Source organism: Nonomuraea solani (genome assembly GCF_900108335.1).
In the GTDB taxonomy this organism is placed as follows: Bacteria; Actinomycetota; Actinomycetes; order Streptosporangiales; family Streptosporangiaceae; genus Nonomuraea; species Nonomuraea solani.
Genome location: NZ_FNVT01000031.1, coordinates 62,963 through 81,369 on the forward strand (window position 1 = coordinate 62,963; position 18,407 = coordinate 81,369).

Sequence of the window (18,407 nt, forward strand, 5' to 3'; positions counted from 1 at the left end):
GAGCCGGTCAGCCGCCGAGCAGGAAGCCCAGCACATCCGGGACGAACCGGTCGTCGGTGAACGTCGCGGCGTGACTTCTGCCTGGATAGCTGATCAGCCGGGTGCCGGGGATGCCCTCAGCGGTCTGGCGGGCCAGCTCCAGCGGGGTAAGCCAGGTCCTTTCGCCCTGGATCAGCAGCGTGGGAGCGGTGACGTCGCGTAGGCGGTGGCGCAGGTCGAAGCCGTCTTCCGCGTTGAGCATGGTGGCGGCGTCGGCGTGGGTCCTTGCGGCCGTCGGCCAGCCGGCCCATCGCCTTGACGAGGGCTTGTCCAGCGGGCGACTCGGTGACCGGCTCGGCCAGCGCCGGGGTGGGGCGCGCTCCCCGCCGTGTCCGGTCGATGTAGGCTCGCTGGGCGTGTTTGCCGATCGGTCCGAGGGTGGCCGCCGTGCCGGCCAGGGCCAGGCGAGTGACCAGGCCCGGGTGGTCGGCGGCGAGTTGGAGGGCGAGCGAGCCGCCGGTGGACATGTCCAACACGTTCACCGATAGGCCTCCATCGCCCTGGCGTAGTGGGCGGCCAGGTCGGCCATGGTCGTGGTGGATGGCAGGCCGGGCCGGCGGTTGAGCACATGGACGGTGAAGTGCTCGGTGAGGGGCCCCACCGTGCGCATCAGGTAGCGGCGGCCGAAGCCGGTCGGGATGGCGGCCTCGGGGGTGAAGAGCAGGACGATCAGCGGCGGTCCGGCGCCGATCGACAGGCACGGCAGTCCGTTCATCATGACGCCACTCGTTCTGTCAGGCGGGCGGCGGCGGTCAGGATGGCGCCCAGCTGCACCGCGACCATCCTGCGCGGCTCGATCGGCGGGCCGGGGCCGTCGGTCTCGGCCTGTCCGTACCACTGGTCGAAGCGCTCGGCGAACAGGTGGCGTTGCTGCCGGATGGCCGGCGTGAGGTTGCCTGCGGCCAACTCGGCGTCCAGCATGCGCAGGAACACCCCCAGCAGGCGCAGCCGCAGCAGGTGCAGCGTCTGGCGGTGGGAGAACTCCTCGGCGACCGTGGCCGGCCGATCCAGCTCAGGCAGGGCCTCTTCTTCGAGCTCGGCGAGCTTGCGGAAGGTCTCCAGCGTGCTCTCGGTCGAGCGGCGGAACGGCGAGCGCACGGTCAGGTCGCCGGCGACGGCCCGCATGCCCGCCTGCAGCGTCTCGATCAGCTCTCGCCCTGCCACCGCCCCTTCGGCAGCCACCTCCCGATGGGTACGGCCTGCCGCGCTCTGGTCGGCCACCCGCTCATCAGCCCACGAGGGCACCTCGGTCACCAGGTGGAGCGCGCCGAACCTGGCGGCGTAGTCGGCGCTGCTGCCGCCGGCGCCGAAGGTCGGGCCCACCTGTGCCCCGTCCGGCGTCAGGAAGACAGCGGGCGCGATCGGCTCGGCGCCGGGCAGTTCCGGCTCGCCGTGGTGCAGCGGAAGGCCCTCCACGCCTGGCAGGCCGGCCAGCCGCTCGGCCAGGACGGCGTCGCGGCGGTTGAGGTAGAAGAACGCGCCCTGATACTCACCGTTGTGCAGCGAGCAGACCAGCGACGGCCGAACCTCGTCCATCAGCCGCATGAGCGCGGCCGTCTCCGGCAGCGGCCGGTCGAACCGGTAGTCGCCGCTGACCAGCGGGAAGGTCCACTCGACCTGGTCGGCCAGGTCCGGGCGGTAAAAGTGCTCGGCGTAGGCGCGGCGGTCGCCCGGCGTGGCGTACCAGCCTTCGTTCAGCCGTGCGCCGTCCGGATCCGCGCACGCCACGATGTGCCAGCGAAACCCCAGCGAGGCCGGGTCCTGGCACAGCAGCCTGATCAGCGTGAGGACGGTCAGCGCGCCGACCGGCTCGTTGGGATGCGGCCCGGCGATGATCACCGCGTCCGCCGGGCCGTCGCCGATGGTCAGGGCGTGCAGCGGCTCGCCGAGCCGCGAGGCGCCAATGCGACGCCGCCGTACCAGATCGGGATGGGCGGCGGCGATCTCCTCCAACTCGGACTGCACGGCGTCGACCGATGGGAACGCGGCATAGCCGGGAACCCGGCTCATGTACTCTGCAACCTTCATAACGAGATTACTGTAATAATGAGATTATGAGAATGACAAGGGCGGAGGCCAAGGACCGGAACCGGCAGGCCCTGCTGGAGGCCGCGCGCCGGATCGTCGCCCGCGATGGTCACCGGGCCAGGCTGGAGGAGATCGCCGAGCAGGCCGGGCTGACCACCGGTGCCGTCTACTCGCTGTTCGGCAGCAAGAACGGCCTGCTGATCGCCCTGGTCACCGACTACCTCGGCCCGCATTACGACGGCATCGAACAGGCGGTCTCCCCCGGTCTCGAAGTTGTCGAGGCGGTGGAGGTCTTCGCCCGCCACTACCGCCGCCTGTGCGACGACCCCGACGCGCTGCGCCACCTGTCGTTCGAGATCAGCCTGCAGGACCTGGCGCTACGCGACCCCGAACTGCGGCCCAAACTCGCCGCCTCCGTACGGGCGCACGAGGAACGCCTGACCACACTTCTGTCCGGCAGATCCCACAACGGGAACGTCCTCACATCGCGGCAGGCGCAACGCCTGGCCACGGCGCTGCGTGCGCTCCTGGTCGGCCTGAGCCAGGGTGTCATCCTCGGCCTCGCTGACGCTGCCCCTGGGGAGTATTTCGCCGCCGCCGCCTGCGCCCTGGTCACCCCGGAGGTGCTCGGACCACCCTGAGGCCACCGAGAGGCGCGTCATGAACCGCCACCCGTGGCAGGACTCCGATAATTCCTGGACGGCATTACCGCTGGTCGCCAGGGTGTCCAGAAAGGTTTTACGTTTTTGGACACTGCCGGGAGGGTGGCTGACGACCGTCTGGGCGTGCGCACGAGTCTCGACGCGCGACCAGAACCCACAGCTCCAACTCGACGCCCTGGCGACCAGCGGCTACGACGAACTGGCCACACTACGCCGCCTGCTCGACGATGGCGCCTCGGTCCCCGAAGCTGCCCGCACTCTAAAAGAGGCCGTTCCACCGCCTACGTAGCGCTCGCGCCGTTGACCGGTAGCTACCCCACCGGCATCCCGTACTCTGCTCGACCGCGCCCCTACCCCGGCATCCGTCTACGACTGGAGCGACCCCTTCGGCCGGCTCTTCCTGCAGACCCTCGCGAGGTGTCCCTGGCAGGCGAGTACAGCGTCGGACGCTCTACCATCCACGGGCCAGAAACCTCCAGGTAGAGCGGCCACACGTGGAAATTGGACGTCACCCCTTCGCGTAAGATCATTCTCAGCGCCAAGGGCTACTCCTGGACGGCCAGCCTCAACCCCGAACACGCCGGGCAGTACCCTCGCACCGTTGCCTCGGGGTGACAGAGGCCTGGTTGATAGTGACTTTCGGTCATAGAAGAATTACTCTCCGTATGGACGTGATCAAGTCCGGCTGATCAGGAACGTCAGCCGACAAACGGAGGGGCGACACATGTTCAACCCCAAGGCGCGCACCCTGCTCTTCGCCGGGGACACTGTCCGCGCTCGTGATCCTGGCGCCGGCCCCCGCCCATGCGGACGCGCCGCACACCCGGGCCTCCGCCCACGTGGCCGCAGACGACACCCTGATCTCCGGCAAGAACATTACCTTCGCCTCCAGCCCGACCCCGGCATCTACTGCGTGGACATCGACCGCAGCGTCAACCTCAACGACGAGCCCATCATCCAAGCCGCCTCACCCACCCCCCACAGCGACTGCGGCAACCGGGCGGACACCGTGACCGTCTGGGTGAAGTGGGCCCTCGTGCACGGCCACGAGCTCTCCCCCGGCAACTTCTACCTCAGCATCCCCCAGTCGACCCAATACGGCATGGGCCCCTCAGCCGTATGACGTGAACCGCACCGGCAGCTAGAAGCTGGCATCACATAGGGTAATTTCGCGAGCACGTTTGGAGAGTTCTTTGCGGCACTCGCTTACCGCTCTCGGCGCTTTGACCCTGGCGCATTTCATCGCCCTGATCCCCGCGGCGGCACCCGCTCAGGCAGCTGAAGGGACAGCGACCTTCAATAACGCGAGGGGCATGGACATCACCCTGACCAACCCCATCGACGGGGAGTGCTACAACCTCGCCAACAGCTGGCCCGAGGGCGCCGTGTGGATGAGCAACCACACCAGCACCGACGCCACGGTCTATGCAAGGCAGGACTGCGACACAAGCCGTACCAACTATCCGTTGCCCGCCGGCGCATCCAAGAACCTGGCCATGACGATGCTGGGGTTCCAAAGCGGCTGGACCAGCATCCGCTCGGTGAAGTTCGGCACCGGTTCCACGGCGGCCAGCATCCAGCCGCGGGCCTTCTCCGACGTGCCCGACATCGGATGCCCAGCAGGACAAAAGAAGACCGGCGACGGCCGATGCTCATCGGTCCCTAGCTTCTGACCGCGTTACGGGCCGTCGCCCGCACGGTAGGGCCATATCGGTCGCGCACCCTGGAAGGCCACGAATCGACCCACAACCGCGGCAAGGCCATCAGCGGCGCCAGCGTCACCGACGAGGCCAACTTCTCCATGGCCGTGCACCTGCGCGGCCAGGTCCGGGGGCTCGGGACTCTACTGACGGGTAGCTACGCTAAGGACGGATCCGTAGGTCGGCAGGGTGGGGGTTGACTGGTTTGGTTTGATTTCGATTTGGGTGTACTGGTCGGTAGTGGCTGTCTGCATCCATAGCGTCGCGTTCTGTGGCTGTTGACTATCTCTCGGACGAGCAGGTCCGGCGTTATGGGGCGTTCGTGGCCGACCCGACGCCTGAGGAGCTGGAGCAGTTCTTCTTCCTTGATGAGCAGGGGCTGGTGGAGGCTCGGAAGAAGCGGCGCAAGCACAATCGGCTGGGCTGGAGCGTTCAATGGGGCACCGTACGGATGCTGGGGACGTTCCTGGAGGATCCGATCGAGGTCCCGTGGGCGGTGGTCGACTACGTCGCCGAGCAGCTGGGGATCGACGACCCGTCGTGTATCAAGCAGTACGCCGAGCGGAGTGAGACGCAGTACGAGCACACCGGCGAGATCCGGAAGTTGTTGACGTTCCGGGAGTTCGCCGAGGCCGAAGAGTAGATCGTGCGGTTCGTCGCCTCGCGGGTGGCCACGACGCGGGATTCGCGGCGGGAGTTGTTCGACCGGGCAGTGCTTCATCTGATCGAAAAGCGGGTGCAGCTGCCGGGGATCACGACGTTGGCGCGGCTGGTGCGGGATGTGCAGCTGTCGACGCTGGAGGAGATCAACGCGGCGGTGGTGGCGCCGACGCCGGTGCACACGCGGCGGGAGCTGATCGGCACGCTGGAGGTGCCGGCGGGCAAGCGGGTCTCGACGCTGGAGTGGATGCGTACCCCGGTGGTGAAGCTGACCGGCAAGGGGGATGGTCGCCGCGCTGGATCGCACCTCCTGCGTGCTGGGGCTGGGGACGGGTGCGGTGGATCTGACGGCGGTCGCGCCGGTGAAGCTGGCGGAGCTGGCCTCCTACGGGCTGCACGCCAAGGCCCCCAAGATCAAGAATCTGAAGGATGAGCGGCGGGTCGCGACGCTGGTGGCGACGGCCCGGCAGTTGGAGCGGTCGTCGGTGGATGACGCGCTGCTGCTGTTCGACCTGCTGATGTCGACGAAGCTGCTGTCGGGGGCGACCCGGGCGAGCAACAAGGAGAAGCTGAAGACCTTCTCGAAGCTGAAGACGGCGGCGTCCCGCATGGCGGCGGCGTGGGCGATCGTCCTGGCGGAGCGGCCCGAGGGTCAGGGGCCGGCGTCGGTCGCGGAGATGATGGCCGCAGTCGAGACCGTGGTGTCCAGGGAGGAACTGGCCGCCGCGGTGGAATCGGTGCGCGAGCTGCTGCCGCCGCCGGGCAGCGACGACGACGGCGATGCCGAATGGCGGGCGTCGCTGGTCGACCGGTACGCGACGGTGAAGCCGTTCATCGACATGCTGTCGGCGGTGATCCCCTGGGGCGCGACCGAGGCCGGCACCGAGGTCCTTTCCGCGCTGCGCGGCCTGCCGAAGGTGATCGCGGCCCGCAAGCCGGGCACCGAGCACATCCGGGGGTTCGAGGGCCTGGTGACGGGGTCGTGGCGTCGGCCGGTGTTCGCCGATCCGAAGCTGCAGCCCCCGGCGATCGACCGGCCCGCCTACGTGTTCTGCGTGCTGGAGCAGCTGCACGACGCGCTGCGCCGCCGGGACGTGTACGCGGTCGGCTCCGACAAGCGGGCCGATCCGCGCGTCCAGCTGATCGAACCCCGGTTGTGGGTGCGGGAGCGGGACACGGTGCTGACCGCGCTCGGCCTCCCGGCGGATCCCGCCGAGCACCTGGCCGACCTCGCCGACCTTCTGGACGGCGCGTTCCGGCAGGTCGGGGAGGGCCTGGCGGGCAACGACGCGGCCAGGATCTCGGGCGGGAAGCTGTCGCTGGCCCGGCTGGAGGGACCCCGCACCCCGAGGGTTTCGCCGCGATCCACGACGCGGTCGCGGGGATGCTGCCCCGGATCGACTACCCGGAGCTGATCCTGGAGGTCAACGCCCGGACGGGGTTCTTGGACGCGATGCCGCACATCTCCGGGTCGCAGGCGCGCCGCGACGACCTCGATCTGAGCCTGGCGGCGTTGCTGGTGGCCCGGTCGTGCAACATCGGGCTGACGCCGGTCGCCAAGCCCGGCACCGCCGCGTTGGGCGAGAGCCGCCTGGTCGGGGTGGAGAAGGGCTACTTCCACGGTGAGGGCATCGGGAAGGCCTCAGCGATCCTGGTGGACAAGCAGGCCGGCATCGAGATCACCGCGGACTGGGGGGCGGCCTGGTCGCCTCCACCGACGGGCTGCGGTTCGTCGTCCCCGTCCGTTCCCTGCACTCGCGGCCGTCTCCGCTGTACTTCGGAATCGGGAAACGGCCGCGCGGCACGACCTGGCTGAACACCGTGTCGGACAAGGTGATGGGGCTCGGCGGTCTGGTGGTGCCGGGGACGATGCGGGACTCGATGTTCATCCTGGACGCCATCCACCGCCTGGACGCCACCGAGCCGCCCGACATCGTCACGACCGACACCGGCTCTTACAGTGACGTCGTCTACGGCATGTTCGCGATCTGCGGCTACCAGTTCGCGCCCCGTCATGCCGACATCACCGACACCCAGCTGTGGTGGGTCGACGCCGTCATGCTGAAGGGCGAGATCACCCGCGATCACCGGGGCTCCAACGGGTGGGGCGCGTTCAACGAGCTTCAGCTGCGGCGGGTGTCGGTCCCCGCGATCGTCCAGTACTGGGATGACATGGTCCGGGTCGCCGGATCGTTGTCGACGAACAAGGTCCGCGCCTATGACCTGATCAAGATGATGACTGCGGGCGGGCGGCTCACCGGTCTGGGCAACGCGTTCGCCGCCTACGGCCGGATTTTCAAGACGCTGCACCTGCTCCAGATCATCCACGTCGAGTCCTACCGGCGGATGATCGGCGCCCAGCTCAACACCGGAGAGTCCCGCCACCAGCTCGCCCGCCGCGTGTTCTTCGGCAACCTCGGGCAACTCCGCCAAGTCTATGAACGCGGTATGGAGAACCAGCTCGGTGCCCTCGGCCTCGGCTTGAACGCGATCACTTGGTGGAACAGCCTCTACATCGACGCCGCCGTCGCCCGGCTGGAGGCCGGCGGCCTGGGCATCAGCCGTGAGATCAAGGCCCGCCTGTCACCTCTGCTGTTCGAGCACATCAACTTCCACGGCTCCTACCCCTTCCACCGCCCCCAACTGGAGGAAGGACGCCTGCGGGACCTGCGCGACCCCAACGCCGTCGAGGACGAGCCGGAGGAATAGGGCACCCGGTGAGCGACGACTCCCCTCCAGGCCCGGACGCGGCACGGGCCAGGCCCGGCTTCACCGTGCCGTCCCGCTCCGACGGATGGCCCGACCTGCTCGGACGGCGGCCCCTGACCCCTGCCGAGCGTGCCGAACTGCGGCGTGCGCTGGAAGCCGAACCCGAGCCCGGCAGCACCGACACCACCCCGGATCCTCTGTTCCTGGCCTACCTGACCATCGACGGCCTGGACCGCGAAGGCGACCCGCGAAAGGCGATGCGGCTGCGCGGCCGCATCCTCGCGGCCGCACGCAGCGCCGCCGAACAGCGCCGCACCACCTTCCACGCCACCGAGACCACCGTGACGGTCGGGATCTACGGCACGGACGCCGCCGCCCGGATCACCGTGCTGCGCGCCGCGTTGGCCGCGCTCGTCACCAAGCACGGGCTGGCCGCCCGCGACGAACCATGGTGAGCGGCAGGAGACGAAGGGGTCCGCTCACCCCATGGTCGTCGGCACTGCGGCGGCTCCGTCGTGTTCACGCAGCATGCGCAGGACGGTGGCTGGGGAGGGGTGGCGGCCCTTCTTCTTGCCCTTGGTGATGACGAGCCGCGCCGCGATGTCGCGCAGGCTCAGGTTTTGGGCGCGCAGGTGCAGGGCCATGGAGAGCATGGCGTCGTCGGTGACGGCGACGCCGCCGATGGTCTTGCCGCGGCTGCGGGCCGATTCGTGGCCTTCCAGGGTGCGGTCGCGGATGTACTCGCGCTCCATCCCCGACAGCGCGGCCAGCACGGTGAACACGACGCCGGACGGGTCGTGGGAACCCTGCAGCTCCCCGGTGAGGAACTCCAGGCCGATGCTGGCGGCGCGCAACTGCTCGGCCAGGGCGGCCAGGTCGAGACCGCGGCCGAGCCGTTTGTGCTCGTGCACCACGAGCGTGACCGCCACCCCGGCCGAGCGGAACTCGTGGGCCAAGGCCACGGCCTTATCGAGCTCAGGCCGGGTGGTGGCGCGGGTGGAGATCTTCTCGGAGAAGACGCGGGTGACGCCGGCGGCCTGGAGCGCGTCGAGTTGAGTGTCGAGGAACTGGCGGACGGTGGAGGCGCGGGCGTAGCCGATGCGCACGTGCCCGGCCGGCTCGGCGCCGGCCGCGGCCGGGCGGGGCAGCTCGATCCACAGCGTGCCCGGCTTGCGGACGGGCGGGGTGGCCACGGTGAGCGTCTTGGCGAGCGCGGACACCAGCCGGAAGCGGGCGGTGTGGTACTGGACGGCCACCTTGCCCTTGCCGGTCCGGCAGGGCGAGCCGGCCGGGGCGGCGCAGGAGGTCATCGGGCAGGCGTGGGCCTCCACGCGGAGGTAGTCGTCGTCGGGCACCGCCAGATCGTTTCATGGATGCGTTTCATCCCGCCATCTGTTTGCATCGACCTATGAAACGGTGTTCGCCCTGGACGCGTCCGGCCGGAGGCGCCGTTTCATAGATATACCTATGAAACAGCCGAGGGCATACCCGCCCCGATCCAGGCCGGCAAGTGCTGAGCGGACCAACCCATGGGCCGACCTCGGCGAACCGGCTGTATCTGTCCGAATCCTGGACCTGTTGCCAGTCGCTCATACTCCGGGAGTTAGCCGAGGTAGAAGTCCTTGCGGGCGGTGACGAACTCCTCGACCGTCTGGGGCCGTTTTCCGGTGATGCGCTCGACGTCGGGGGTCGCCCGGTCATATCGGTTCGCGCGGTGTAGCTGGGCCATGGTCGCGATGTGCTGTTCGGTGTGCTGCGGCAGGCCCGCGTTCGCGAGTATCTCTGTGCGCCACCATTGCAGGGGGACGTCCAGATAGGTCACCGTGCGGCCGAGCGCCTTGGAGAACTCCTGGGCTACGCCGGTCATGTCGAGCGCCCGCGGTCCGGTCAGCTCGTACACCTTTCCGGGGTGCTCGCCGGGGTCGCGCAGGATGGTCGTGACCACCTGGGCGACGTCGTCGGCGGCGATTGGCGAGGTGCGTCCGGTCCCGAACGGCAGTGCCAGCGTGTTGTTCTCGCGGATCGAGCGGGCTGCGAGGGTGGTGAACAGCGGATTGTCGAGGAACGTGGTCGGGCGTACGTGCACCACGGGCAGGCCTGACCAGTCCAGCACCTGCTCGGCCAGCCAGTGCAGCCGCTGCTGGTGGGATTCGGCGGTGCTGGTGGCGGTCATCTGTGACACCGTCATCTGCGACAGGTCCACCAACAGGTCGAGTTTGCCGTGCGCCTTCGCGACGGTGGCGACGACGGTCGCCGCCAGCAGGTGGTCCGGGGAGACGCTGAGCCCGAAGTACGCCCGGCGGACTCCGTCGAGCGCGGCCGCCACCGTGTCGGCGCGGGTCAGGTCCCCGGTGACGACCTCGGCGCCCAGTGCCCGCACCGCGGCTGCGCGGTCGTCCTCGCGGCGGACCAAGACGCGGACCGGCACGTTCTGCGCGCGCAGCCGTTCGATGACCAGGTGGCCCACGCCGCCGGCGCCGGTGACGAGAACGAGGTCATGTTCAGTCATTGGGTAGTTCCTTTCGGTGAGTTCGCCTCGGCCGGGGTCTGGCCGTGCTCGGGGCCGGCGGGCGCCGGGGATGCCTCTGTCATCGGAGGAAGAAGTTGAGGAGGGTCTCGGTGCGCTTGTTGAAGGGGGCGCGGAGCAGGCGGGTGGCGTTGAAGCGTCCTTGGGTGTAGATGCCTTTGGGGTGGCTGAGGGTGCGGAAGCCTTCGATGCCGTGGTATTTGCCCATGCCGCTGGCGCCGACGCCGCCGAAGGGCAGGTCGTCCTGGGCGACGTGCATGAGGGTGCCGTTGATGGTGACGTTGCCGGAGGTGGTGCGGTCGAGGACCTTGCGCCGGTCGGGGCCGTCGTCGCCGAAGTAGTAGAGCGCGAGCGGCCGGGGCCGGGCGTTGACGTAGTCGATGGCGTCGTCGATGGTGCGGTAGCCGAAGATCGGCAGGATCGGGCCGAAGATCTCTTGGTGGGCGATGCGCATGTCGTCGGTGACGCCGAGCACGACGGGCGGAGCGAGGGTGTGCGGGCGGTTGGTCGCCTCGTGCGGCCGGTGTCCGACCTCGATGATGCGGGCGCCGTGGGTGCGGGCGTCGTCGAGTAGGCCGGTGAGGTTCTGGTACTCCTTGTCGTTGACAATCGAGGTGTAGTCGTCGCTGGTCGGGCCGTCGGGGTAGGCGGCTTTGACGAGCCGGTCGTAGGCGGTGATGAAGGTGTCGATCTCGGATTCGTGGACGAGGGCGTAGTCGGGGGCGATGCAGGTCTGCCCGCCGGACAGCAGTTTGCCGAAGACGATGTCGGCCACGGCCTGATCCGTGACGTGGCCTTTGGCCACGATGGTCGGGGACTTGCCGCCCAACTCCAGGGTGACGGGGACGAGGTTGTCGCTGGCGGCTTTCATCACGGCCCGGCCGACTTCGGTGCTGCCGGTGAAGACGAGGTGGTCGAACGGCAGGCCCGAGAAGGCGGAGCCGTCACCGTTGACCATGGTGACCTGCTCCGGCGGGAACAGTTCGGCGAGCATGGACGCGAGCACCTTGTTGGTGGCAGGGGTCAGCTTCGAAGGTTTGAGCATGACCCGGTTGCCTGCGGCGATCGCGGTGACCACCGGCATCAGGGACAGGTTGACAGGGTAGTTCCACGGGGAGATGACCCCGACCACGCCGAGTGGCTGGTATTCGATGCGGTTGCTGCCGAACCGCAGCAGCAGCTCGATGTGGCGGCGGGTAGGGCGCATGAACCGGCGCAGGTTGCGCTGCAGGTATTCGATGCCCTGCACGACACCGACGATCTCCATGAACGCGGTCTCGTGCCGTGAGCGGTGCCCGAAGTCGGTGTCGATCGCCTCCTCGATCGCGGTACGCCGGGCGATCAGCGCCGCCTTGAACCGGGCCAGATCGTTGCGGCGCGCGGCGAGCGACGGTGCGCCGTCGCGTAGGTAGGCGGCGCGCTGCACCTGCAGGATGTGCTGGAAGCGCTCGGCGTCGGTGGGCGAGGTGGTGACGTCGCTGACGGTCATGATCGTGCTCCTCAGTTGGTGCGGATGGCGGCGGAGGGGTGGGCGCGCTGGCTTTCCGCAGCGGTTGGTGCGGGCAGTGGCGGCCGGCTGAGTGCGCCGGTTTTCCTCAGCGGTTGGTGCCGGCGGCGGCCTGCTCGGGGAGCGAGCGGCGGGCGGCCCAGCCCATGATCCGGACCATGGCGCGGCGGGGCAGGAGCTTGCCGGCTACGGCGAGTGAGCCGCTGTTGGTGATCACCGACGGCGGTGCGGAGCGGCGGTCGAGGGTGTCCAGGGCGATCTTGACGACCTGTTCGGGGGTGGCCCGTTTCGTGCCGTAGTCGGCGTTCTGGCCGGCGGCGTCGTAGAACTCGGTCTTCGTGGCGCCGGGGGCCACGGCCAGCACGCGCAGGCTGGTGTCGTGAGTTTCTTCCCACAGTGCTTCGGTGAAGCTCAGGACGAAGGCCTTGGTGGCGCCGTAGACGGCCATGTACGGGTTCGGCTGGAAGCCGAGCAGGCTGGCGACGTTGATCAGGATGCCGTTGCCGGTGGCGGTCAGCGGGCCGACGTAGGCGCGGCTGAGGTCGATCAGCGAGGCGATGTTCAACGCGATCATGCTCTGCAGCCGGTCCGGGTCCTCGTCGGTGAACGCGTCATGGGTGCCGAACCCGGCGTTGTTGACCAACCCGGTCGCGTAGATGCCGCGGGACTCGAGCTCGGCGCGCAGGGTCCGGCCGGCATCCGGCAGGCCGAGGTCGCGGGTGACGGTGGTCACCGTGACGCCATGGGCCCGGGTGAGTTCGGCGGCCAGGCTCTCCAGGCGGTCGGCGCGGCGGGCGACCAGGACCAGGTCGGCGCCGCGGCGGGCGAGTTGGCGGGCGAACTCGGCGCCGAGGCCGGAGCTGGCGCCGGTGACGATGACGGTCTGGCTGCGGTAATCAACTTTGCTCATGCCGTTCACTCTACGCACTGCTTTGCACTGAGTGCAAATAGGTGCATCGTGTGAGTTGAAGTACCATCGGTGCATGGCTTCGAAACCGACACCCCTGCGGGAGCAGACCCGCTCCGTGGTCCGCTCGCTGCTGGCCCGGACCGCTATCGAACTGTTCGCCGCCAAGGGGTACGACAACACGACCCTGGAGGAGGTCGCCGCCGCCGCGGGCGTCTCCCGGCGGACCCTGTTCAACTACTTCCGCAACAAGGAAGACCTCGCGCTCAGCAGCCTGGCCGAGCAGGGCGACCTGATCGCCGCGCGCCTCGCCGAACGCCCGGCCGACGAAGACGCCTGGACGGCGCTGCGCACGGCGTTCCAGGCTCTCGAAGAGATCGACATGACTGCCGAAAGGCGCCTGGAATTCATCACGCTGCTGTTCGGCAACGACTCCCTGCGCGCCGGCCACGCCGAGAAACAGGCCCGCTGGCAAGACCTGTTCGCACCGCTGATCGAGCCGCGGCTGCCCGACTCCGACCGCCGCACCCTGCAAGCCCGCGCGATCGCCGCCACCGCGATCATCTGCCTGCAAGTGGCCAACGAGGAATGGGTACGCCTGCGTGGACAGGCCGACATGCTCGACCTCTACGACACGGCCGTCCAGGCCATCCACCGCCCTACCTGAACCCGGCCCGCCTCCCGCTTCATCACGCTCGCCGGTGGCCACGGGACGGGTGCGTAACGCGTGGAGGGCGGCCCATACCCCGGTGGCCGGGGTTCCCCGCTGGGCACGAATCGCCGCCTACACCGTCCCGTTCACCGTGCTGCCGTCCAGCCTCTGGCGGCTGCCGGCCGCGTTCGGCGACGGGCTCCCGCTCGGCGAGCGGGCCTACATCGTCCTGCTGTCGATCCTGTCGGAGCTGGTGGCGTTCACGGCCGTCGGACTGGTCGCCACCTGGGGGGAACGATTTCCACGCTGGATTCCCGGGATGGGTGGCCGTAGAGTGCCAACGCCGGTCGCCGTCATCCCCGCCGGTCTCGGCGCCGTGGCTTCGACGATCTTGTGGACAGCCTGCTTTATCACCCAGCTGGCCGGAGTGACCCTGCGAGGCGAGCCGACTCCGGCCAACTTCCCCACTCAAGCAGGCGACTGGGAGGCGGCGCTCTTCTACCTCTGCTACCTCCCGCTGCTGCTGTGGGGACCCCTGCTCGCCGCCGTCACCTACGCCTGCTACCGACGCCGCCGGAACAACTGACCCGATCGGCACGGCGCAGCGCAAGCCTCGCCTCCTCCACCCTCTGAAGGCCTCCTACGTCTTCCCGGGCCCGACGTGCGATGGTTATCTGGGGTTGTCAAGTGAACCTGCTGGTCAGCCACTTGAATGCCTGTCAGGCACGTCAGGCAAGTAGGCTGCCCGGATCGGTCCGGGGGTCATATGTGGCAGTAGGTTCGTCCCGGTCCCGCCGCTGTCGCGATTCCGTCATCGGCGGCTCTTGGATCAGGGGCGGGATCGCGGGCGTTGGGATCATGCTGGGTGAACAGATTCCCAGAAGGGCCTGGATCGGCAAACTGGCTGGGCTTGCTGCAGAGATGGCGGGGGGCCCGCCGGGCGGCGATCGGCGCCGTGCATGGTCGGGCGGATTCGGTTTCGGAGGCTCCTGCCCGACCATCGCGTCTGCCCGGTCCCGTCAGGCGGCCTCGAAGTCGGCTCGGTGGTCGGCGGCCCACTTCGCCAGAGTACGGCCCGGCCGCCCGGTCACCACGGTGGCGGGACGCGGGACGTCGGGGACGGTGAGGGTGTCGTGCCAGTAGTCGAGCAGCATCTTCATCACCGGCTCGGGGATGAACTGTGCGGTCTCGGTGCGGAACTCCTCGGGTGTGATCTCCACCAGCGGGATCTCCCGTCCCAGGGCCTCGCTGATGATGGCCACCTGCTCGGAGCGGGTCAGCGCTTGCGGGCCGGTGAGCGGGATCACCTCACCCAGATGATCGTCGGAGAGCAGGGTCTCGGCGGCGGCCTCGGCGACGTCGTACTCGTGGATCGGGGTCTGCGCCGATGCCAGGTACGGCGCCCGGATCGGTGCGCCGGATCGGATCTGCCAGGCCCAGGAGAGCAGGTTGTTGGCGAAGGTGCCGGGCCGCAGGATCGTCCAGGCATCGGTGCGGCCGGTCACGACGGCCTCCACCGCGCTGTGGTGAAGCTGGCTCGCCGACCCGTGGTCACGCTGGAACTCCTTCGCGGCAGCCAAGGAGGACAACACGGTGAAGCGGTGGACGCCATGCGCGATGGCCGCGGTGACGAACGCCTCGACGCCCTCGGCGGGGAAGACGAAGGCGCGATCGACACCGTCGAACACCTGCGACCCGAGCGTGGTGGCATCGGCCAGGTCACCGGCGACGACCTCGACCCCGGCCGGCAGGTTCGCGTCATCGGGCTTGCGGGTCAGCGCACGTACGGCGGCGCCGCGGGCGAGCAGGGTCGCGACGAGGTGACGACCGACGGCACCGGTCGCTCCGGTAACAAGGATGGTCACGATTGTTCTCCTTAGGGAGTAGCCCGGTCTGTCCGGCTTGAACTGCAATCTAGAGCAGGTTTAGGTCATTTTCTGTCCCTATTTCTCCTAGACTCACGGATCATGCCGGAACAGACCACGACCGAGCGGGCCCTGCGCCTGCTGGAGCTGCTGCAGGCCCGCCGGTCCTGGAGCGGCGGCGAGCTCGCCGACCGCCTCGGCGTCGGCGGCCGCACCTTACGGCGGGACGTGGAGCGGCTGCGGGCCCTGGGCTATCACATCGAGGCACGCCGCGGCCCTGACGGCAGCTACTGGCTGACCACGGGCAGCGACCTGCCGCCGCTGGTGTTCACCCCGGACGAGGCGCTCGCCGTGGCCGCGGCCCTCGCTTCGTCAGCCGCGAACGGCGCCGCCGGCGGGGGTGAGGTCGCGCTCACCGCTCTGGCCAAGATGGAGCAGGTGATGCCCCAGGCGGTGCGCCGGCGGGTGCGGGCGCTGCGCTCCTCGATCGCCCTCGGCGACACACCGAACGCAGCGGCCGGCGCGTATCCGGCTCCATTGAACGCCGATGTGCTGGCGGTCCTGGCGCTGGCGTGCCGGGACGCGGAGCAGGTCCACCTGCGCGTGATGAGCACCGAGGGCGCAGAAACCGGACGGGAATCCTCGCGCCACGTCGAACCTGCCGCCCTGGTGCCCCGGCAGACCCGGTGGTTCCTCGTGTGCCGCGACCTCGACCGCGGCTGGCGGGTGCTGCGCGTCGATCGGATCACGCGAGCATCGGCTACGGGCGTGCGCTTCGAGCCGCGCGAGGTCCCCGAAGGCGACCCGGTCGCGTTCGTCACCAGCCAGCTCGGCGCTCCGCCTCGGAAACATACGGCGACGATCCTGATCCACGCCCCGATTGAACAGGTACAGGCGTACATGGGCGGCTTCGCCGCGGACTTCGCTCCGACGACAACCGCCACGGGTCAGGCAGCGACCCACTGGCGCATCGCCGACGTACGTCTGGAGGTCCTCGCCGGTGGCCTGCTCTGGGTGCGGTGGCCCTTCGAGGTGATCGACTCCCCCGAGCTCGCCGCCCTGCTGCGGGATCGAGCCGCGGCCTTCGCCTTCGCCGCCGACCCGCGCTGATGCCGACTCGCCAGGCCGTCACCACTAAGGGTCTCGCGCGGGCAAAGGGACACGCATTCCCGGACTCCTGCGCGGGCTGGGGCGATCGCCGCCGGGAGCCTCCTTCGTCGGCCCACGGCATCGAGCCCGAAGGCCACCTGAGGTGGCGTGATCACGGCAACGCTGACGTAAACGCATACGACCGAGCCCTGACGAGATTTCGCAGGTGACGAACGTGCCTGACAACCCCAGATAACGTGTCAGGCACGTTCCTCTATAGCCCAGTTACCTGACATGCCTGACGCCTTCTCGGCACCCCAGATAACAGGGGAGTTCTGCCATCCGTGCAGCCGGCTTCTGAAAACGACAAGGGGGGCGACGGGTTCGAAGGAGCGCAGCGGCCGGTAGCCAGTGGCATCCCGCTGGGCCCGGTCCGGTTAGAGAACCAACCGAGCGATCCAGTCGCTCACCAGCGTCAGTCCCCCGATCCGTCCTTAGCGTAGCTACCCGTCAGTAGAGTCCCGGAGCCCCGGTCCTCGGCCTGCGCGACGTCGCCGCACACCTGATCATCACCACGGGCAAGCGGAAAGGACGGCACCTCTCGGCGACAACCGTCCTGCGCATGCTCCGCAACCATGACGACAAGACCAGCACCGGTCCCGATGCGGCGGGCGTCGGCGGCTCGATGACTTCGCCCGTTGCCCCGGCCCGCCAACTCCAGGCAGGCAAAGATGGGATACATGCCGGAGCCGAGCGAGTCGTTCCAGCCGGTGCATGAAGTGGCGAAGGTCGTCCGTTTGCCCGTACCCAACGAGATCCGCGAACCGGACTGCATGATCGGCCCGAAGGTCTGGGTCAGGCGGCGGATCCGCCGCCTGCCGCCATTTGGCGATCTTCCGGGACCGCTCGCTCGTGCACTATGACTGCTCAAGCCACCACACTGCTACGCGCGCTGCTGGTGCTCACCCACAACGAGACCACCCGGTGACAGACGATCACACGACATGATCAAGCGCCCTCGCTGCCCCAGCACCGACAATCGAACTCAGGCAAGGGGTATGACCTGCGATTTCAGGATGGACGTACCCCGCTATACCGGGCCAACGCGCCAAGCCTGACCACCGGTTCCCCTCGCCTTTTCGGCATGCCGCCGTTGGCTCCTTGCGCGGGTGGCGAGTCACCTAGTCAGCGGCCACAGCGGCTACGCAGGCGGCGAGATCCTCGCGTAGCCGACGCTGTTGCGCCGCGGACAACGGGGAGAACAACCGCTGTTCGACGGCGCGCACCGCGACGCTGGCCTCGCGCAGCGTCGACCGTCCGGCTTGGGTGAGCTCGGTGGGCAGCGCCCGCCCCTGAGTGGCGTGATCAGGCCTGGTGAGCAGGCCGCGCTCTTGTAGCCCGCGAAGGACGAGGTTCATCGACTGGCGGGTGACGAAGGCGCGGCGGGCGAGTTCGGAGTTGGACAGTCCCGGATGCCGGCCGAGCAGTTCGAGGCATGCGTATTGGGAAACGGTGAGGCCCAGTGGACGCAGCACCTCATCCATCGCGGTGTGCAGTGCGGCTTGCACCTGCTTGAGGACGTAGCCCACCGACTGGCCAAGGTCGCCCACGGTCTCTTCTTGCTCCATGTCAGCATCCTGACATACTCTCCTATGTCAACAAGCTGACATAGGAGAAAAACTTATGAATGGACCGGTCACCTACTTCGAACTGCCGAGCACCGACATCGAAGCAACCCAGCGATTTTGGGGCTCGCTGTTCGGATGGACGTTCTACCAGGGCAACTTCCCGGGCTACTCGATGATCCAGGGTTCCGAGCCCATGGGCGGGGCGCCGCACGACGATTCGTCACGACACCCGCGCATCTTCTTCGCCGTCGACGACATCACCGCCGCCGTCACCCGGGTGCGCGACCTCGGCGGTACGGCAGAAGATCCGGTCAACATCCCCTCTGGCGCCTACGCCCACTGCACCGATGACCAGGGCGTGGAGTTCAGCCTGTCCCAACAGGCCGGAGACCAGGGTTGAATCGCACCGAGATCGGCGAGCCAGGACCAAAGGG

21 protein-coding genes and 1 pseudogene are annotated in these 18,407 nt (G+C 68.6%); 13 read left to right on the forward strand and 9 right to left on the reverse strand.

The window, feature by feature from the left end; genetic code table 11:
• Positions 1 to 7: 7 nt before the first annotated feature.
• The 3 genes from C4V41_RS54480 to C4V41_RS54490 form a co-directional block, all read right to left on the reverse strand.
• Positions 8 to 241 (reverse strand): alpha/beta fold hydrolase, encoded by a 234-nt coding sequence (locus tag C4V41_RS54480; RefSeq protein ID WP_103963960.1) that lies wholly within the window; start codon positions 239 to 241, stop codon positions 8 to 10.
• Positions 242 to 517: 276 nt separating this feature from the next.
• The gene (locus tag C4V41_RS54485; RefSeq protein WP_103963961.1) at positions 518 to 757 is read right to left on the reverse strand and encodes a hypothetical protein; all 240 of its coding nucleotides are present in this window, start codon (positions 755 to 757) and stop codon (positions 518 to 520) included.
• On the reverse strand, positions 754 to 2,067 hold the full coding sequence (locus tag C4V41_RS54490) for a M14 family zinc carboxypeptidase (protein ID WP_200824905.1): 1,314 nt from the start codon (positions 2,065 to 2,067) through the stop codon (positions 754 to 756). The genes C4V41_RS54485 and C4V41_RS54490 overlap by 4 nt, the downstream gene beginning before the upstream one ends.
• Positions 2,068 to 2,093: 26 nt before the next feature.
• Between C4V41_RS54490 and C4V41_RS54495 the strand changes: the two genes are divergently transcribed.
• The 8 genes and pseudogenes from C4V41_RS54495 to C4V41_RS54540 all read left to right on the forward strand — a co-directional run bounded on the left by C4V41_RS54495 (position 2,094) and on the right by C4V41_RS54540 (position 8,253).
• Complete coding sequence (locus C4V41_RS54495) at positions 2,094 to 2,708, forward strand: TetR/AcrR family transcriptional regulator (protein WP_235030976.1); 615 nt, start codon at positions 2,094 to 2,096, stop codon at positions 2,706 to 2,708.
• 934 nt (positions 2,709 to 3,642) lie between these two features.
• The gene (locus tag C4V41_RS54505; RefSeq protein ID WP_103963965.1) at positions 3,643 to 3,852 is read left to right on the forward strand and encodes a hypothetical protein; all 210 of its coding nucleotides are present in this window, start codon (positions 3,643 to 3,645) and stop codon (positions 3,850 to 3,852) included.
• A 190-nt stretch (positions 3,853 to 4,042) separates the two neighbouring features.
• Positions 4,043 to 4,402: a hypothetical protein gene (locus tag C4V41_RS54510; protein WP_103963966.1), complete on the forward strand. Its 360-nt coding sequence runs from the start codon at positions 4,043 to 4,045 to the stop codon at positions 4,400 to 4,402.
• A gap of 298 nt (positions 4,403 to 4,700) precedes the next feature.
• Positions 4,701 to 5,072, forward strand: a complete 372-nt coding sequence (locus C4V41_RS66325; protein WP_160150723.1) for a DUF4158 domain-containing protein — start codon at positions 4,701 to 4,703, stop codon at positions 5,070 to 5,072.
• Between the two features lie 3 nt (positions 5,073 to 5,075).
• Positions 5,076 to 5,522: a DUF4158 domain-containing protein gene (locus tag C4V41_RS66330; RefSeq protein WP_160150724.1), complete on the forward strand. Its 447-nt coding sequence runs from the start codon at positions 5,076 to 5,078 to the stop codon at positions 5,520 to 5,522.
• Positions 5,428 to 6,504, forward strand: coding sequence for a hypothetical protein (locus C4V41_RS62500; protein WP_160150725.1), 1,077 nt, complete (start codon positions 5,428 to 5,430; stop codon positions 6,502 to 6,504). Before C4V41_RS66330 ends, C4V41_RS62500 begins: the two co-directional genes overlap by 95 nt.
• A gap of 38 nt (positions 6,505 to 6,542) precedes the next feature.
• Positions 6,543 to 7,798: pseudogene (locus tag C4V41_RS54535) on the forward strand (Tn3 family transposase).
• 8 nt (positions 7,799 to 7,806) lie between these two features.
• Complete coding sequence (locus C4V41_RS54540; protein WP_103963970.1) at positions 7,807 to 8,253, forward strand: hypothetical protein; 447 nt, start codon at positions 7,807 to 7,809, stop codon at positions 8,251 to 8,253.
• 24 nt (positions 8,254 to 8,277) lie between these two features.
• On the opposite strand, the gene C4V41_RS54545 is transcribed toward C4V41_RS54540, so the two are convergent.
• The 4 genes from C4V41_RS54545 to C4V41_RS54560 all read right to left on the reverse strand — a co-directional run bounded on the left by C4V41_RS54545 (position 8,278) and on the right by C4V41_RS54560 (position 12,742).
• On the reverse strand, positions 8,278 to 9,153 hold the full coding sequence (locus C4V41_RS54545; protein WP_235030977.1) for a recombinase family protein: 876 nt from the start codon (positions 9,151 to 9,153) through the stop codon (positions 8,278 to 8,280).
• Positions 9,154 to 9,401: 248 nt separating this feature from the next.
• A complete protein-coding gene (locus C4V41_RS54550) occupies positions 9,402 to 10,307 on the reverse strand; it encodes an NmrA family NAD(P)-binding protein (protein ID WP_103963971.1) in 906 nt (301 codons plus the stop codon).
• Positions 10,308 to 10,386: 79 nt separating this feature from the next.
• A complete protein-coding gene (locus C4V41_RS54555) occupies positions 10,387 to 11,814 on the reverse strand; it encodes a coniferyl aldehyde dehydrogenase (protein ID WP_103963972.1) in 1,428 nt (475 codons plus the stop codon).
• 106 nt (positions 11,815 to 11,920) lie between these two features.
• Positions 11,921 to 12,742, reverse strand: a complete 822-nt coding sequence (locus tag C4V41_RS54560) for an SDR family NAD(P)-dependent oxidoreductase (RefSeq protein ID WP_103963973.1) — start codon at positions 12,740 to 12,742, stop codon at positions 11,921 to 11,923.
• A 73-nt stretch (positions 12,743 to 12,815) separates the two neighbouring features.
• Here C4V41_RS54560 and C4V41_RS54565 point away from each other — a divergent pair, with 73 nt between their 5' ends.
• Both C4V41_RS54565 and C4V41_RS54570 read left to right on the forward strand, forming a co-directional pair.
• Entirely contained in the window at positions 12,816 to 13,406 is a 591-nt protein-coding gene (locus C4V41_RS54565; protein ID WP_103963974.1) for a TetR/AcrR family transcriptional regulator, read from the forward strand.
• Between the two features lie 82 nt (positions 13,407 to 13,488).
• The gene (locus tag C4V41_RS54570) at positions 13,489 to 13,977 is read left to right on the forward strand and encodes a hypothetical protein (RefSeq protein ID WP_235030978.1); all 489 of its coding nucleotides are present in this window, start codon (positions 13,489 to 13,491) and stop codon (positions 13,975 to 13,977) included.
• Between the two features lie 433 nt (positions 13,978 to 14,410).
• On the opposite strand, the gene C4V41_RS54575 is transcribed toward C4V41_RS54570, so the two are convergent.
• On the reverse strand, positions 14,411 to 15,256 hold the full coding sequence (locus C4V41_RS54575) for an SDR family oxidoreductase (RefSeq protein WP_103963976.1): 846 nt from the start codon (positions 15,254 to 15,256) through the stop codon (positions 14,411 to 14,413).
• A gap of 102 nt (positions 15,257 to 15,358) precedes the next feature.
• Between C4V41_RS54575 and C4V41_RS54580 the strand changes: the two genes are divergently transcribed.
• Complete coding sequence (locus C4V41_RS54580; RefSeq protein ID WP_103963977.1) at positions 15,359 to 16,366, forward strand: helix-turn-helix transcriptional regulator; 1,008 nt, start codon at positions 15,359 to 15,361, stop codon at positions 16,364 to 16,366.
• A 719-nt stretch (positions 16,367 to 17,085) separates the two neighbouring features.
• A complete protein-coding gene (locus C4V41_RS61360; RefSeq protein ID WP_146104182.1) occupies positions 17,086 to 17,268 on the forward strand; it encodes a hypothetical protein in 183 nt (60 codons plus the stop codon).
• Positions 17,269 to 17,526: 258 nt separating this feature from the next.
• On the opposite strand, the gene C4V41_RS54585 is transcribed toward C4V41_RS61360, so the two are convergent.
• Positions 17,527 to 17,973: a MarR family winged helix-turn-helix transcriptional regulator gene (locus tag C4V41_RS54585; protein WP_103963978.1), complete on the reverse strand. Its 447-nt coding sequence runs from the start codon at positions 17,971 to 17,973 to the stop codon at positions 17,527 to 17,529.
• 55 nt (positions 17,974 to 18,028) lie between these two features.
• Between C4V41_RS54585 and C4V41_RS54590 the strand changes: the two genes are divergently transcribed.
• On the forward strand, positions 18,029 to 18,373 hold the full coding sequence (locus C4V41_RS54590) for a VOC family protein (protein WP_103963979.1): 345 nt from the start codon (positions 18,029 to 18,031) through the stop codon (positions 18,371 to 18,373).
• The last annotated feature ends 34 nt before the right edge of the window (positions 18,374 to 18,407 follow it).